The sequence below is a fragment of the Virgibacillus ainsalahensis genome, from assembly GCF_055380755.1.
Genome location: NZ_AP043943.1, coordinates 1,160,226 through 1,176,454 on the forward strand (window position 1 = coordinate 1,160,226; position 16,229 = coordinate 1,176,454).

The 16,229-nt window shown below is 39.5% G+C and carries 16 protein-coding genes and 1 riboswitch; all 16 genes read left to right on the forward strand.

What is annotated here, in order from left to right:
- The first annotated feature begins 124 nt into the window (after positions 1-124).
- The 16 genes from ACZ427_RS05425 (at position 125) to sufB (ending at position 16,202) form a co-directional block, all read left to right on the forward strand.
- Entirely contained in the window at positions 125-2,524 is a 2,400-nt protein-coding gene (locus ACZ427_RS05425; RefSeq protein ID WP_461178483.1) for a 3-hydroxyacyl-CoA dehydrogenase/enoyl-CoA hydratase family protein, read from the forward strand.
- 18 nt (positions 2,525-2,542) lie between these two features.
- Positions 2,543-3,718: an acetyl-CoA C-acetyltransferase gene (locus ACZ427_RS05430; protein ID WP_461178484.1), complete on the forward strand. Its 1,176-nt coding sequence runs from the start codon at positions 2,543-2,545 to the stop codon at positions 3,716-3,718.
- Positions 3,719-3,758: 40 nt separating this feature from the next.
- Positions 3,759-5,543 (forward strand): acyl-CoA dehydrogenase family protein, encoded by a 1,785-nt coding sequence (locus tag ACZ427_RS05435; RefSeq protein ID WP_461178485.1) that lies wholly within the window; start codon positions 3,759-3,761, stop codon positions 5,541-5,543.
- A 117-nt stretch (positions 5,544-5,660) separates the two neighbouring features.
- On the forward strand, positions 5,661-6,026 hold the full coding sequence (locus tag ACZ427_RS05440; RefSeq protein ID WP_461178486.1) for an arsenate reductase family protein: 366 nt from the start codon (positions 5,661-5,663) through the stop codon (positions 6,024-6,026).
- Between the two features lie 57 nt (positions 6,027-6,083).
- Positions 6,084-6,467: a glycine cleavage system protein GcvH gene (gene gcvH, locus ACZ427_RS05445; protein WP_461178487.1), complete on the forward strand. Its 384-nt coding sequence runs from the start codon at positions 6,084-6,086 to the stop codon at positions 6,465-6,467.
- Between the two features lie 119 nt (positions 6,468-6,586).
- Positions 6,587-6,961 (forward strand): toprim domain-containing protein, encoded by a 375-nt coding sequence (locus ACZ427_RS05450; RefSeq protein ID WP_461178488.1) that lies wholly within the window; start codon positions 6,587-6,589, stop codon positions 6,959-6,961.
- A gap of 69 nt (positions 6,962-7,030) precedes the next feature.
- Positions 7,031-7,345, forward strand: coding sequence for a thioredoxin family protein (locus ACZ427_RS05455; RefSeq protein WP_461178489.1), 315 nt, complete (start codon positions 7,031-7,033; stop codon positions 7,343-7,345).
- Positions 7,346-7,417: 72 nt separating this feature from the next.
- Positions 7,418-7,530, forward strand: a riboswitch (SAM riboswitch).
- A 192-nt stretch (positions 7,531-7,722) separates the two neighbouring features.
- The gene (locus ACZ427_RS05460; protein ID WP_461178490.1) at positions 7,723-8,754 is read left to right on the forward strand and encodes a methionine ABC transporter ATP-binding protein; all 1,032 of its coding nucleotides are present in this window, start codon (positions 7,723-7,725) and stop codon (positions 8,752-8,754) included.
- Positions 8,744-9,412, forward strand: coding sequence for a methionine ABC transporter permease (locus ACZ427_RS05465; protein ID WP_461178491.1), 669 nt, complete (start codon positions 8,744-8,746; stop codon positions 9,410-9,412). Before ACZ427_RS05460 ends, ACZ427_RS05465 begins: the two co-directional genes overlap by 11 nt.
- A gap of 76 nt (positions 9,413-9,488) precedes the next feature.
- Positions 9,489-10,334: a MetQ/NlpA family ABC transporter substrate-binding protein gene (locus tag ACZ427_RS05470; protein ID WP_461178492.1), complete on the forward strand. Its 846-nt coding sequence runs from the start codon at positions 9,489-9,491 to the stop codon at positions 10,332-10,334.
- A 211-nt stretch (positions 10,335-10,545) separates the two neighbouring features.
- Positions 10,546-10,716, forward strand: a complete 171-nt coding sequence (locus ACZ427_RS05475; RefSeq protein WP_464883537.1) for a hypothetical protein — start codon at positions 10,546-10,548, stop codon at positions 10,714-10,716.
- A gap of 280 nt (positions 10,717-10,996) precedes the next feature.
- Entirely contained in the window at positions 10,997-11,782 is a 786-nt protein-coding gene (gene sufC, locus ACZ427_RS05480) for a Fe-S cluster assembly ATPase SufC (protein ID WP_461178493.1), read from the forward strand.
- 17 nt (positions 11,783-11,799) lie between these two features.
- Entirely contained in the window at positions 11,800-13,110 is a 1,311-nt protein-coding gene (gene sufD / locus ACZ427_RS05485) for a Fe-S cluster assembly protein SufD (protein WP_461178494.1), read from the forward strand.
- Positions 13,110-14,330, forward strand: a complete 1,221-nt coding sequence (locus ACZ427_RS05490; RefSeq protein WP_461178495.1) for a cysteine desulfurase — start codon at positions 13,110-13,112, stop codon at positions 14,328-14,330. Before sufD ends, ACZ427_RS05490 begins: the two co-directional genes overlap by 1 nt.
- Positions 14,320-14,754 (forward strand): Fe-S cluster assembly sulfur transfer protein SufU, encoded by a 435-nt coding sequence (sufU, locus tag ACZ427_RS05495; RefSeq protein ID WP_461178496.1) that lies wholly within the window; start codon positions 14,320-14,322, stop codon positions 14,752-14,754. Before ACZ427_RS05490 ends, sufU begins: the two co-directional genes overlap by 11 nt.
- Before the next feature lie 50 nt (positions 14,755-14,804).
- Entirely contained in the window at positions 14,805-16,202 is a 1,398-nt protein-coding gene (gene sufB / locus ACZ427_RS05500) for a Fe-S cluster assembly protein SufB (RefSeq protein WP_461178497.1), read from the forward strand.
- The last annotated feature ends 27 nt before the right edge of the window (positions 16,203-16,229 follow it).

Sequence of the window (16,229 nt, forward strand, 5' to 3'; positions counted from 1 at the left end):
GATGATTTTTATTGCGAAATTACAGAATATAATTTATAGTAATAATTAGATGGCTAAGGACTATCTTTTATTTTTTTACAAAAATGAATGAGTATTCATTCAAAACATGATTGGGGGATAAACCATGAAACAATCAATCAAGCGAGCCGCGGTTTTGGGATCCGGTGTAATGGGATCTGGAATTGCTGCACACTTGGCTAATGTAGGGATACCAGTATTAATGCTTGATATTGTACCACGTGAATTAACAGGCGAAGAGAAAAATAGAGGTTTAACATTGGAAGATAAAGCAGTTCGAAACCGGATGGCCGAGCAGAGTAAAAAATCACTTTTAAAACAAAAGCCATCACCGATTACAAATAAAAACAGTCTTGATTTAATCGAACCGGGAAATATGGATGATGATATGGAGAGATTAAATGAAGTTGACTGGATTATTGAAGTTGTTACAGAAAACCTGGACATCAAGAAAAAGGTTTTTGCAAATGTGGATAGATACCGTAAAGAGGGTTCAATTGTCACTTCCAATACATCAGGAATCTCTGTGGAGGAGATGGCAGCAGATTGTTCGGGGGATTTCCGCAGACATTTTCTTGGCACACATTTTTTTAATCCGCCACGATATTTAAAATTGCTTGAAGTTATTCCAACAAAAGATACAGACAGGGAAATTCTCGCATTTATGAAAGAATTTGGTGAGGATGTTCTGGGGAAAGGCGTGGTCGAAGCAAAAGATACACCAAACTTTATCGCCAATCGAATCGGCACATACGGTCTGCTTGTTACGGTTAGAGAAATGCTAAAAGGCGGTTACAGTGTTGGAGAGGTGGATTCAGTAACAGGTCCGATGATCGGTCGTCCAAAAAGCGCGACTTTCCGCACACTTGATGTTGTTGGACTGGACACATTCATTCACGTAGCAAAAAATGTTTATGATCAAGTTGAGGGGGATGAGAAGGACGTATTTGATGTACCCTCGTTCATGCAGAAAATGTATGAGAAAAGGTGGCTGGGAGCAAAAAGTGGCCAGGGATTTTACCAGAAACAAAAAGGAAAAGGTGGAAGTGAGATTTATGAAATAAATCCAAATACACTGGAGTATGAGGGTAGAAAAAAATTAGAAACCGCTGCAACCGAAATGACAAAACAAGAGAAAGGTTCCCGTCGTAAATTGAAAGCGCTTGTATCGGCGAAGGGGGATAAAGCAGGCGAACTTGTATGGGCAGTATTGAAGCCGGTACTCATTTATTCTGCTGACCTTCTTGGGGAAATAGCTGATGACATTGTTTCCATCGACCAGGCAATGAAATGGGGCTTCGGCTGGGAAATTGGCCCATTTGAAACATGGGATGCTATAGGGCTTGTGAAATCTGTCGAGCGAATGCAGGAAGAAGGAGAAGTAGTACCTGAATGGGTGTTGAAAATGTTGGAGGATGGCGATGAATCCTTCTATAAAAAAGGGAACGGCAAAGTCTATTATTATGATAGTGGCGAATATAAACAACAGAAATTTAATAGAAAAGAGATTAACCTCAAAAGCTTAAAAGAAGTAAATGGTGTGATTAAAAAGAATACAGGTGCCAGTTTAATAGACTTAGGAGATGGTGTTGCTGGACTTGAGTTCCATTCCAAGAGCAATGCGATTGGCCTCGATATCATTCAAATGGTTAATTATGCAATAGAAGAGGTTGATAAGAACTACAAAGGACTCGTTATAGGAAACCAGGGCAAGAGCTTCTCCGTTGGTGCAAATCTGGCTATGATGCTGATGGAAGCACAGGATGACAATTTCTTTGAACTGGATATGGTGGTTCGCCAATTCCAAAACATGACGATGAATATTAAATATTCTCAAAAGCCGGTTGTTGCGGCTCCATTTAATATGACATTGGGTGGTGGAGCAGAGGTAACAGTGCCAGCTGCAGCAATTCAGGCATCCCAGGAAACCTATATAGGTTTTGTTGAAACAGGTGTCGGGTTAATACCTGGAGGAGGGGGGACCAAAGAGCTTTATTTAAAAGAATTGCGAAATCTTCCGAAGGGTGTTGACTTTGACCTTACAAAAGTAGCAAATGATGTATTTGAGAAAGTAGCCACTGCTAAAGTATCCACTTCTGCAGCTGAAGCATATGAGAATGGATTTTTGGATAATAATGACAGGGTTAGTGTGAATCCGGATCACCTTTTATATGATGCAAAAGAGAGAGTTCTAGAATTGGCAAAAGCAGGTTACAGGGCGCCTCAGCCTGAGAAAATCCCGGTAGTCGGGGATGCAGGCTATGCAGCGATGTTATTGGGAGCAAAGACATTACAATTTGGAGGTTATGCATCCGAACATGATGTAAAAATTGCAGAGAAATTGGCATATGTACTATCTGGTGGACGAATCAGAGAAGGAAGCATAATCGATGAGCAGACCATGCTCGACCTGGAGCGAGAAGCATTTTTGAGCCTGATGGGTGAACCATTAACACAAGCCAGAATGCAGCACATGCTTATGAAAGGAAAACCATTACGAAACTAACAGATAGGGGGAAGAAATGTGAAGGAAGCAGTAATTGTGGCAGGTGCAAGAACTCCTGTAGGCAGAGCAAATAAGGGATCACTTGCCAACAGCCGGCCAGATGATTTAGCGGCATTAACCATAGAAGAAACCTTAAAACGTGCTGATAACTATGACGGGAATATTGATGATGTGATTATCGGAAATGCGATGCCTGAAGCGGAACAGGGAATGAACATGGCAAGAAATATTGCAGGACTTGCAGGATTGAAAAAAGAAGTACCAGGGATAACAATCAATCGTTATTGCTCATCAGGCCTGCAAAGTATTTCTTTTGCTGCAGAGCGTATTATGATTGGAGCGAGTGACACAATCATTGCAGGTGGAGCGGAATCAATGAGCCTTATTCCAATGGGCGGGCATGTCATTAAGCCGAATCCAACACTTGTCCAGGATGCTCCAGGATATTATATGGGGATGGGACATACAGCAGAAGAAGTTGCCAATCGATTTCAAATATCAAGGGAAGATCAGGATGCTTTTGCTGTCCAAAGTCATGAAAGAGCAGCGAAAGCCATTCAGGAAGGTAAATTTAAGGATGAAATTGTTCCTGTTGAAATAACAGAGCGTGTGGTTGGTGAAAAGAATAAAATCGAAGAAAAGAAATTTATGTTTGAGATGGATGAAGGAGTTCGTCCAGGTACAACTACAGATATATTGGCAAAACTTCGTCCGGCTTTTCACATGCAAGGTTCCGTCACTGCAGGAAATTCATCGCAAATGAGTGATGGAGCTGCATCCGTATTAGTTATGGACCGTGACAAAGCAAAAGCAGAAGGGCTAGCCCCTCTTGTCAAATTTCGTTCGTTTGCTGTTGCGGGTGTTGAACCTGAAATTATGGGAGTCGGCCCGGTTGAAGCGGTGCCAAAAGCCTTAAAAATTGCTGGACTGGAACTGTCTGACATCGGTCTATTCGAATTAAACGAAGCGTTCGCATCACAGTCGGTTCGTGTTATTCAGGCATTGGAGCTGGATCCAGGTAAGGTCAATGTAAATGGAGGAGCAATTGCACTTGGCCATCCGCTTGGAATGACAGGTACGAAACTAACGCTGAGTCTTATTCATGAAATGAAGCGTAGAAATGAACAATTTGGTGTTGTCACCATGTGTATCGGCGGCGGTATGGGAGCAGCTGGTGTTTTTGAACTTTTGTAAACAGTGAAAATATAATACTTTAATGGAAAGGAAGATTAAGATGGATGAAACAAAAGAAAGAATTTTTAAAGGCGGATCTTTTCTAATTGAAGACTTGACTGGGGAGGATGTCATCACTCCAGAGGATTTTACAGAAGAACACAAAATGATTGCTAAAACCACTGAAGACTTTGTGGAAGGGGAAGTGGTTCCCAAAATTGATAATTTGGAAAACCAGGAATTTGAGCACTCTGTGGAATTATTGAAAAAAGCTGGGGAATTGGGGCTTTTAGGTGCGGATGTGCCGGAAGAATATGGCGGAATCGGCCTGGATAAAATCAGTTCTTCTCTTATTACAGAAAAGTTTTCTCGTGCTGGTGGTTTTTCGATAACACATGGTGGGCATGTCGGTATTGGTTCACTCCCGATTGTATTTTTCGGGAATGATGAACAGAAACAGAAATACTTGCCAAAACTGGCGACAGGTGAATTGATTGCGGCTTATGCCTTGACAGAACCAAGTTCAGGTTCAGATGCTTTGGGTGCAAAGACAACAGCGAAATTGAATGAAGCCGGAACGCACTATATATTAAATGGTGAAAAGCAGTGGATCACCAATTCAGCTTTCGCCGACGTATTCATTGTCTATGCTAAAATCGACGGTGAACATTTTTCTGCATTTATTGTAGAACGTGAATACCCTGGTGTTTCCACTGGACCGGAAGAAAAGAAAATGGGTATAAAAAGTTCATCCACACGAACTTTAGTTTTAGAAGATGCGGAAGTGCCCGTGGAAAATCTATTAGGCGAAAAAGGTCGCGGTCATGTGATTGCATTCAATATTTTGAATGTAGGACGCTATAAGCTGGCAATTGGTGGAGTTGGCGGATCAAAAAATGCATTGGCAGCTGCAACAAAATATGTGAATGAACGAAAACAATTTGATACACCAATCTCAAGTTTTTCATTGACACAGGAAAAACTTGGAACAATTGCTTCGGAAATATATGCAAATGAAAGTGCGGTGTATCGAACTGTAGGATTGTTTGAACAGCGAATGGGGGCATTGGATGAGGAGCAGTTGAAAGATGGCCGTGAAGTCGCCCGTGCAATTGCTGAATATCAAATTGAATGCTCCATGGGTAAATATATGGCTACTGAATTGCTGGACCATGCGGTGGATGAAGCTGTACAAATGCATGGCGGTTATGGATTCATGCAAGAGTATGAAGTGGAACGCATGTATCGTGATTCACGTATTAACCGTATTTTTGAGGGAACAAATGAAATTAACCGTCTGTTAGTCCCTGGTTCATTGCTGAAAAAAGCAATGAAAGGCGAATTGCCATTATTGCAAAAGGCTCAAACGCTTCAAGAGGAATTAGTAATGATGATGCCGGAAGAAGTTGGTACAGAAGCGTTGGAACAGGAGAAGCATTTATTGAAAAACGCGAAGAAAATCGTTCTGCTGGGTGCCGGTCTTGCTGCACAAAAATATGGACAGAAGCTCGAGAACGAACAAGAAATTCTTGTAAACCTCGCAGATATGGTTGCAGAAGTCTACAACATGGAATCTGCCATCCTTCGAACAGAAAAAGCGGTTAACAAATCAGGTGAAGAGAAAAATATACAGAAGCTTCTCTACACTCAAGTGTATGTACAAGAAGCATTTAATCGTATGGAAGCAGATGCGAAAGAAACATTGATTGCAGTAGAAGAAGGAGACAATTTACGCACGATGCTCTCATCTCTAAGGAAACTGACTCGTCACACACCAACAAACGTGGTTTCGAAAAAACGTGAGATAGCTGCTGAGATCATTAAAGAAGAAAAATATACCGTATAAAGGAAAGGAGCCTTCTGTCGTAGGATAACAGGAGGCTTTTGATTTGTATAAAACTTCAATACATGCAGGAAACATGATAGAATTAAATGTAAACAAATAGAAATGGGGGTTAAAGATATGTCACTTGCATTTTATTGGTATCCCAACTGTGGAACTTGTAAAAAAGCAAAGAAATGGCTGGATGATAATAATGTTGAATATAACAGTATACATATTGTTGAAAATACACCAACTAAAGAAGAACTCCTGGACTTTATCGCAAAAAGTAGCCTTCCTGCCAAGAAATTTTTCAATACGAGCGGGAAAAAGTATCGTGAAATGAATATCAAAGAAAAAATTAAAGAAGCAGATACACGGGAAATGGCAGAAATTCTGGCTACTGACGGAATGCTGATAAAGAGACCAATCGTAACAGACGGCGAAAAGGTAACGGTTGGATTTAAGGAAGAAATGTTTCAGGAGTATTGGCTGAATAAATACTAGAAAAATTCAAGCTTAACTTGTATAGTTGAAATGAAATGATTATATGGAGGGATGGTTATGAGTTTACCGGAAGATAATTTATACTCAAAAGAACATGAATGGGTTAAAAAGGAAGAAGGTCGGTTGCGCATCGGCATTACAGATTTTGCACAAGATGAACTGGGAGATATCGTATTCGTTGAACTTCCGGAAGTTGGCGATGAAATTGAATTGGATGAGCCATTTGGAAGTGTGGAATCGGTAAAAACCGTTTCAGAACTGTATGCTCCTGTCAGCGGGAAAATCATAGAAGTGAATGAGGAGCTGGAAGACAGCCCTGAATTTGTAAATGAATCGCCATATGAAAAAGCTTGGATGGTTGTTGTAGAACCTGCGGATGAGTCTGAACTGGATCAGTTATTATCAGCAGAGCAGTACAAAGAGATTACGGAAGAAGACTAAAATAACTAAAAATATCTCTGGCTGACTTATACTTTTTAAAAAGTGTATAGTCAGCTATTGTTTTATCATATACTTAAGTAAATAAGCTTCTTGCTTGATTTCATAAGGAGTGCTATGTGATGATAACTCATGAAACGGATAAGGTGATCATTGTTGAGGGAGTAACAGACAAAAGACAGATAGAGAAACTAATAACAGATGATGTTACGATTGTTTGTACAAACGGTACACTTGGTGTAGAACGTTTTGATGAACTTCTGGAGACGTATGATCTGGATCATAAGGATGTCATTATAATGGTTGATGAGGATGAGCCGGGTGTGAAGCTTCGGAGACAATTAGCCCGAGAGCTGCCGCATGCTGAGCATATTTTCGTTAGCAGTGAATATCGGGAAGTGGCAACGACCCCGGAAAACATACTCGCTACTGCTTTACTGAGCAAGCACATTGCCGTTAATCCGATTTTTGCATTGAAAGGTAACAAGTATTTATAAGTATAAGAAAAACCGGCCTGCAACCAACAGAGTGAGGCCTGGTTTTTCCATTTGATTTAGGGTGATAATTTGCAACAGATAACAAATGAAGTCTTGCAGGAAGATCGATATCTATTATATATCTACACGCCATTTTGCGGAACATGTAAGTTGGCGCGCACCATGCTTGACAAGATAGAATCCGTACATAAGGAAGATGTTTTTTATGAAATGAATGCTTCCATGTACCCGGAATTTATGCAGGAAAACAGAATAGAAAGTGTACCATGTCTCTTGATAATGGAACAAAGCGAAATAAAAGAAAAAGTATATACGTTTTATTCAATTGCAAATATATACCATTACTTAATGGAATATAAACCGGAGTTGTTTGTGAAAGGCTAGGTTGTTTGTGTTGACACAAAATAATGAGCGTGCTATTATTTAAAATATTAAATTCCAGTTGAATGCGATTATCTCTTATCATGAGCGGTGGAGGGACTGGCCCTATGAAACCGCGGCAACCTTCAAACGTGATGGTGTTTGAAAGGTGCCAACTCCTGCAAAGTAATTACTTTGGTGGATGAGAGAACGAAAAGGTAATGTACTGCGCTTTTCTGTTCTCTTACAGAAAGGCGTTTTTTATTTGCAGTTAAGGCGGTATAAAATGTGGCTCTAACTATGTAAATACGGAATATACTTTTATTGCCATTAAAACTGGCGAAAAGTTGAGTATACTAAGGCTATACTGGATGTTGCAGTTTTTACGAGGAGGATTATGTTTGATTACTATAGAAAGTTTAAGTAAATTTTACAAGTCGGATAAAAAGCATATTACTGCTGTGGATGATCTGACACTCGATATAGAAGAAGGAGAGATATTCGGAGTCATCGGCTATAGTGGCGCCGGAAAGAGTACTTTTGTCAGATTACTTAACAGACTGGAGGAACCATCGACTGGACGAATTGAGATTGATAATCAGGAAATAACAGCATTAAACACGAATCAGCTACGGCTTGCACGCCAGGAAATTGGTATGATTTTTCAGCATTTCAATTTACTATGGTCCAGAAAAGTAAAGGATAATATTGCCTTTCCGCTCGAAATCGCTGGAATTTCAAAGAAGGAAAGACAGTCGCGTGTGCAGGAATTAATTCATTTAGTGGGGCTGTCAGGAAGAGAGAATGCTTATCCGTCTCAACTGAGCGGCGGTCAGAAACAGAGGGTCGGTATTGCTCGCGCATTAGCAAATAACCCAAAGATATTACTTTGTGACGAAGCAACTTCTGCACTTGATCCTGAAACCACGAACGCAATCCTGGACCTTTTAGTCGATATCAATCAAAAGTTGGGTCTGACAATCATCCTCATTACACACGAAATGCATGTGATACGTAAAATCTGTAAACAGGTTGCGGTAATGGAAAATGGGAAAATTATAGAACAAGGTGATGTATTGGACTTATTTTCACATCCAGAACAACCTGTAACAAAGAAGTTTGTGGAACAGGTCATGGGAGGAAATGATGAAGAGGACAGCGTGACTCATTTAGTTAATACCTATGAAGATGGTAAAATCATACGGCTTCATTTTATCGGGGAGACAACTAATCAGGCACTCATCAGTCAATTGGCTAAAAAATTTGCAATTGATATCAATATACTCCAGGGGAAAATTACCCAGACACAGGCGGGTGCCTATGGAACATTATTTGTGCAAGTGAAAGGTGAGCCGGAAGAAGTAGAGAAGGCTGTCTCCTTTGTACATGAAAAAACCTCTGTAGAAATGGAGGTAATCCCAGGTGTTAACTAATTTATTTCCAAATATAGATATGCAGGATTTTTGGGTAGCAACGTATGAAACGTTTTATATGACAATTTTTGCATTAATAGGGACATGCATTTTTGGACTTGTATTAGGGCTTTTATTATTTCTCACGATGAAAGATGGAATTTGGCAGAATAAATACATTAATTTTATCGTGGCAGCATTGGTAAATATTTTTCGCGCTATCCCTTTCATTATATTGATTTTATTACTGTTTCCATTCACGGATTTTCTAATTGGTACAATTCGTGGGCCCAATGCAGCACTCCCGGCGCTGATTATTGGTTCTGCACCGTTTTATGGCCGGCTTGTAGAGATTGCATTGAAGGAAGTAGATAAAGGTGTAGTCGAAGCAGCAAAATCAATGGGTGCTAAGACGCGGACCATTATCTTCAAGGTATTGCTGCCAGAATCTATGCCAGCCCTTGTTTCCGGTTTAACCGTCACGGCTATCGCGCTTATAGGTTATACAGCAATGGCTGGTGTTATTGGTGCAGGTGGACTAGGAAATTATGCGTACTACTTTGGTTTCCAACGACGTGATTTTGATGTCGTCTTCCTCTGTACGATAGCTATTGTATTAATTGTATTTATTTTTCAATTTGTTGGAGACTACATTACAAATAAATTGGATAAAAGATAATAGAAACTTGGCAACTTGGAAAAAATGCCAATTCTAAAATAGAGTACGAAACAAAATTATAAGGAGAGAATAAAAAATGAAAAAAGTTTTTGTTTTTTTATCAGCTTTATTAATTTTAATATTAGCTGCGTGTGGAAATGGAGACGCTGAGGAAAATAGTTCAGGTGACAATGATGGTGAAACAACAGAAATTACTATCGGTGCATCAAGCACACCTCACTCAGAAATACTGGAAGAAGCAAAACCTCTGCTTGAAAAAGAAAATATTACTTTAAACATTGAAGAATACCAGGATTATGTTTTCCCAAATGATGACTTGGCAAACGGGGAATTAGACGCGAACTATTTTCAGCATAACCCGTTTCTGGAACAAACAATCAGTGACACAGGGTATGAATTGGAATCTCTCGGTGGGATTCATATCGAACCAATGGGTGTTTACTCACAGGAAATTTCAAGTGTAGATGAAATTCCAGAAGGTACGGAGGTTATTCTAAGTAATTCTGTGTCTGATCATGGTCGTATTTTATCTTTATTTGAAGAAGAAGGTTTAATTACCCTGGATGAAAATGTAAAAAAATCAGCTGCAACAATAGATGATATTGTGGAAAATCCTTTGAATTTAACGTTTTCACCAGACTATGAGCCTGCAATGCTGCCGGAATTATACCTTTCCGAGGAAGATGTACTTGCTGTAATTAATACTAACTACGCGATTGGCGCGGATTTAAACCCAACGGAAGATGCACTCTTTATTGAAGGTGAAGAGTCGGAATATGTGAATGTGATTGCAGTTCGGTCAGAGGATAAAGATAACGAAGCATTGAATACACTTGTTAATGTCCTTCAATCGGAGGAAATTCAGAATTTCATTACCGAAAATTACGACGGGGCCATTGTTCCGACGGGTGGCAGTAATTAGTTTTCTGAAAATCTGGAGCATTTTATAGTATATGTCAGTAATTAGCTAAATGTTTATGGAGTTGTATGGCATATATCTTTCATTCAAGTATATAAGATCAAATAAGGATACAGGCGTTTAAATCTACATTGTTAGGGGAATTATCCTTGTGTTAAAGTTATTATTGTCAAACAAATCGAAAGGATGATTCACTATTAATAGTGGCTTAAGTTTGAATTATACAAGTGAGATGGAGAAAGGAATGCAACAATCCAATCACGTATGCTACGCGGAATATGAGAGAAAGTTAGGCAAACGACTTGAAGTTGAAAAAAGAAGAGATAAAGAATATGAACAATCAAAAAAATTACTGGCTGAACTAAATAGTCACCTACAAAAATAAAGTGAAAAAATAATGGTGTGTCTCAATGAGACACACCATTATTTTTAGATAGCGATATACTTCATTGATTAAGGCATTATAAATGCTTATTACCCGTGAACGTACTATAATTGAATATAAATAAGATTTAAATAAAATCAGAGAAATGAAAAACCTATTCACTTTCTAATTTTAAAAGTTGATAATACATTCGAAATGATTTAAGATTGTAATGAGAATAGATTGAGAATGAATATAGCATTCATTTCAAGATAATAAATAGTTTTTTGGAGGTATCGATATGGCAGGATCAGTATTGGAAATAAAGAATCTACACGTTACAATTGAAGGAAAAAAGATATTAAATGGTGTAGATCTTACAATAAAAGGTGGAGAATTCCATGCGATTATGGGACCAAATGGAACAGGTAAATCAACTTTGGCTTCAGCTATCATGGGACATCCAAAATATGAAATCACCGAAGGATCTGTCCTTTTGGATGGGGAAGACGTATTAGAAATGGAAGTAGATGAACGTGCCCGTGCCGGCCTATTCTTGGGAATGCAGTATCCGAGTGAAATCAGTGGTGTAACAACTTCAGATTTTCTGCGTTCTTCCATTAATGCTCGTCGAGAAGAAGGCGATGAGATTCCTTTAATGAAGTTTATCAAAGAAATGGACCAGACACTGGATTATTTGGAAATCGATAAAAACATGGCACAACGTTATTTAAATGAAGGATTTTCAGGTGGAGAGAAAAAACGTAATGAAATCCTTCAATTAATGTTATTAAAACCTGAAATTGCAATCCTGGACGAAATTGACTCAGGTCTTGATATTGATGCATTAAAAGTCGTTTCCAAAGGGATCAACAAAATGCGTGATGACAAATTCGGTACGTTGATTATTACTCACTATCAACGTTTGTTAAACTATATTACCCCAGATTATGTTCACATCATGATGCAGGGACGTATTGTTAAATCAGGTGGCCCTGAACTGGCAAAACGCTTGGAAGAAGAAGGATATGAATGGGTAAAAGAAGAACTGGGCATTGAAGACGAAACAGTTGAGCAAAACGCGTAAGAGTTAGGAGGGGTAAAATGACTGTTGAAACAAAGCTGCCATTTGATAAAGAATATATAGAACAATTTTCAAAGGAAAGAAATGAACCAGAATGGATGCAAAACTTGCGTCTTCAAGCTTTAGAACAAGCTGAGACGTTAGAAATGCCCAAACCCGATAAAACAAATATCAGCAAATGGAATTTCGACAATTTCAAACACGCATATACAACAGGTGAAAAAGTTTCATCCATTAAAGAATTGCCTGAAGAAATGAAGGCATATTTTGATGAGAATAATGTACCGGCTAATTTGCTGATTCAGCGTAATCATTCAGTTGCCTATGCTACCGTAAGTGAAAAGTTACAACAAAAAGGTGTTATATTCACCGATATTTTCACAGCATTGCAAAAGCATGGGGAATTAGTGAAAAAATACTATATGAAAGATGCGGTGTCCATTGATCAGCATCGATTGACGGCTCTTCATGCTGCTTTAATGAACGGTGGAATTTTTGTGTATGTTCCTAAAAATGTTCAGATTGAAGAACCATTACAGACTATTTTCTGGCAGGAAGATCCGGAAGCAGCATTATTTAACCATGTCATCGTTGTCGCGGATGAAAGTAGTTCATTGACCTATGTGGAAAATTATATTTCCCAAAATGAGGAACAGGAAACAGTGGCCAACATTGTTACGGAGGTTATTGCACACGATAACGCAAAAGTTGCGTATGGTGCTGTTGATAACTTTGCAGCAGGTACAACTACTTATGTAAATCGCAGAGGAGTAGCATATCGTGACGCTTCAATTGACTGGGCTTTGGGGCAAATGAATGACGGAAATACTGCTTCTGAAAACATTACCCACTTGGAAGGAGACAATTCCTCATCCCAAGCGAAAGCAGTTTCTGTAGGGCGTGGAAAACAAACGCAAAACTTTACTTCAAGCATTGTTCAAGCAGGTAAAGAAACAGAAGGTTATATCCTGCAACGTGGTGTAATGAAAGGCAGGGCCTCAACCATCTTTAATGCCATCGGTAAAATAGAACATGGCGGGTCTGGATCTAATTCTGAGCAGGAATCACGTGTTCTTATGTTAAGTGAAAAAGCACGCGGGGACGCAAATCCGATTCTATTGATTGATGAGGATGATGTTACTGCAGGACACGCAGCTTCTGTAGGACGTGTAGATCCAATGCAAATGTATTATTTAATGAGCCGCGGAATTACACAAGAAGAAGCAGAGCGTCTGGTCATTCATGGATTTTTGGCACCAGTTGTAAGCCAATTGCCAATTGAATCAGTGAAGAACCAATTAACACAAGTGATTGAAAGGAAAGTGTACTGATGGATGTAAAAGCCATTCGTGGTCAGTTTCCCATTTTAAACCAGGAAGTTAATGGCCATCCTTTAGTTTATCTTGATTCTTCAGCAACTTCACAGAAACCGCAATCTGTGATAGATGCAGTTAATGATTATTATAGTCAGGATAATTCCAATGTGCATCGCGGCGTGCATACACTTGGTACAAGAGCAACTGAAAAATATGAAGGTTCAAGAGAGAAAGTCAGAGCTTTTATCAATGCTGCAAGTACTGCTGAAGTGATTTTTACTCGAGGAACCACCACAGCAATCAATACCGTTGCATATAGCTATGCACGTGCTAACCTGAAAGAAGGGGATGAGGTTGTGATTACTCCCATGGAGCACCACAGCAATATCATTCCCTGGCAGCAGGCAGTAAAGGCAACTGGAGCAACGCTAAAATATATTCCTCTCGAGGATGACGGTACAATTACATTGGATTCAGTTCGGGAGACGATTACAACAGACACAAAAATTGTTGCAATCACACATGTGTCCAATGTTCTGGGTACAGTAAACCCTGTTAAAGAAATTGCCAAAATCGTTCATGAAAATGAAGCAGTTCTTCTTGTGGACGGTGCACAAGGTGCTCCACACTTGAAAGTTGACGTAGAAGATCTGGATTGTGATTTCTATTGTTTCTCGGGTCATAAAATGTGTGCCCCTACAGGAATAGGTGTATTATATGGCAAACGAGAATTGTTAGAAAATATGGAACCAATGGAATTTGGCGGAGAAATGATTGATTTCGTAAACCTATATGATTCAACATGGAAAGAGCTCCCTTGGAAATTTGAAGGCGGAACACCAATTATTGCTGGTGCAATTGGCTTAGGGGCAGCAATTGATTTCCTTAATGAAATAGGGATGGATCAGATTACAGCACATGAACAGGAATTGGCAGAATACGCGATGAAACAAGTGCGCACGATAGATGGTATGGAAGTTTACGGTCCACAAGAGCGTGCAGCATTAGTAACATTTAATCTCGATGATGTTCACCCACATGACGCAGCGACAGTACTTGATGCTGAGGGTATTGCTGTAAGGGCAGGACATCATTGTGCACAGCCATTGATGAGATGGCTTGATGTATCAGCAACAGCACGAGCCAGTTTCTATTTATATAACACAAAAGAGGATGTTGACCGATTGGTAGACGGACTTTTGAAAACGAAGGAGTATTTTGGGGATGTCTTTTAATAACCTAGATACACTATACAGACAGGTAATAATGGATCATTATAAGAACCCTAGAAACCGGGGAGCGATTACAGGCGACGTACTGACAGTGGACATGAATAACCCGACATGCGGTGACCGTATTCAATTGCAATTACAGGTTGAAGACGGTAGAGTAAGAGATGCCAAATTCGAAGGCGAAGGCTGCTCGATTAGTATGTCATCTGCCTCTATGATGACCCAGGCAATAAAAGGGAAAACAGAGGAGGAAGCGCTCAGAATGTCCGGGGATTTCTCCAAAATGATGCTTGGTGAAGATATTGAAATAGAGGATGATGATTTCGGTGAAGTCGCTGCATTGCAGGGTGTTTCTCAGTTCCCAGCACGTATCAAATGTGCGACGCTTGCATGGAAAGCGATGGAGAAAGGTGTTAAGGAAGAGTAGGCAGCTTATAGGGCAAGAAGCTTTACAAACACCTAAAGGAGGTTTTATTGATGGCAAAGCAAATGCCGGAAATGGATGAATATAAATATGGGTTTTCTGATAAAGACGTGTCGGTTTTCCGTACGGAAAGAGGATTAACCCGCAAAGTGGTAGAGGAAATTTCAAAATTGAAGGAAGAACCGCAATGGATGCTTGATTATCGTCTGAAAGCATTGGAGCATTTCTATGAGCGCCCAATGCCTCAATGGGGCGGGGATCTTTCCGGTCTTGACTTCGATGAAATTGTATATTATGTAAAACCATCGGAGAGACAAGGAACAACATGGGATGAAGTGCCTGATGAAATCAAGCAGACGTTTGATAAACTGGGTATTCCGGAAGCAGAGCAAAAATATTTAGCTGGTGTATCTGCTCAGTATGAATCGGAGGTTGTGTACCACAGCTTGAAAGAAGATTTGGAAGAGTTGGGTATTATATTTAAAGATACAGATACTGCCCTGAAGGAAAATGAAGAACTATTTAGAGAATATTTTGGAAAAGTTATTCCATATTCTGATAATAAATTCTCTGCATTAAATTCAGCAGTATGGTCCGGTGGTTCTTTCATTTATGTGCCAAAAGGTGTTCAAACAACTACACCGCTTCAAGCATACTTTAGAATCAACTCAGAAAACATGGGACAGTTTGAGAGAACGCTTATCATTGCTGATGAAGGTTCTTCTGTTCATTATGTTGAAGGGTGTACAGCACCAACTTATACAACCAACTCACTACACAGTGCTGTTGTTGAAATCATCGTTAAGAAAGATGCCTATTGCCGTTATACTACTATTCAAAACTGGGCAAATAATGTATATAACCTAGTTACGAAACGTGCGACAGCAGATGAAAATGCAACAATGGAATGGATTGATGGCAATATTGGTTCTAAACTGACCATGAAATATCCGTCTATCCTTTTAAAAGGGGAAGGTGCACGTGGAAATACGCTTTCTATCGCACTTGCCGGTAAAGGTCAATTACAGGATGCGGGGGCTAAAATGCATCACTTGGCGCCAAATACGCATTCCTCCATTGTTTCGAAATCAATTTCAAAACAGGGTGGAAAAGTATCTTATCGCGGTCTTGTCCATTTTGGACGTAAAGCATCAGGAGCCCGTTCAAATATTGAATGTGATACGCTGATAATGGATAATGAATCAACATCTGATACGATCCCATATAATGAGATTTATAATGACAATATTTCACTGGAGCACGAAGCTAAGGTATCCAAAGTTTCAGAAGAACAACTGTTCTATCTGATGAGCAGAGGATTGAACGAAGAAGAAGCAACAGAAATGATTGTAATGGGCTTCATTGAACCATTTACAAAAGAACTTCCAATGGAATATGCTGTAGAGATGAACCGTCTAATCAAGTTTGAGATGGAAGGTTCAATCGGTTAATACTTTTAAATCCCTTGTCACAACAGT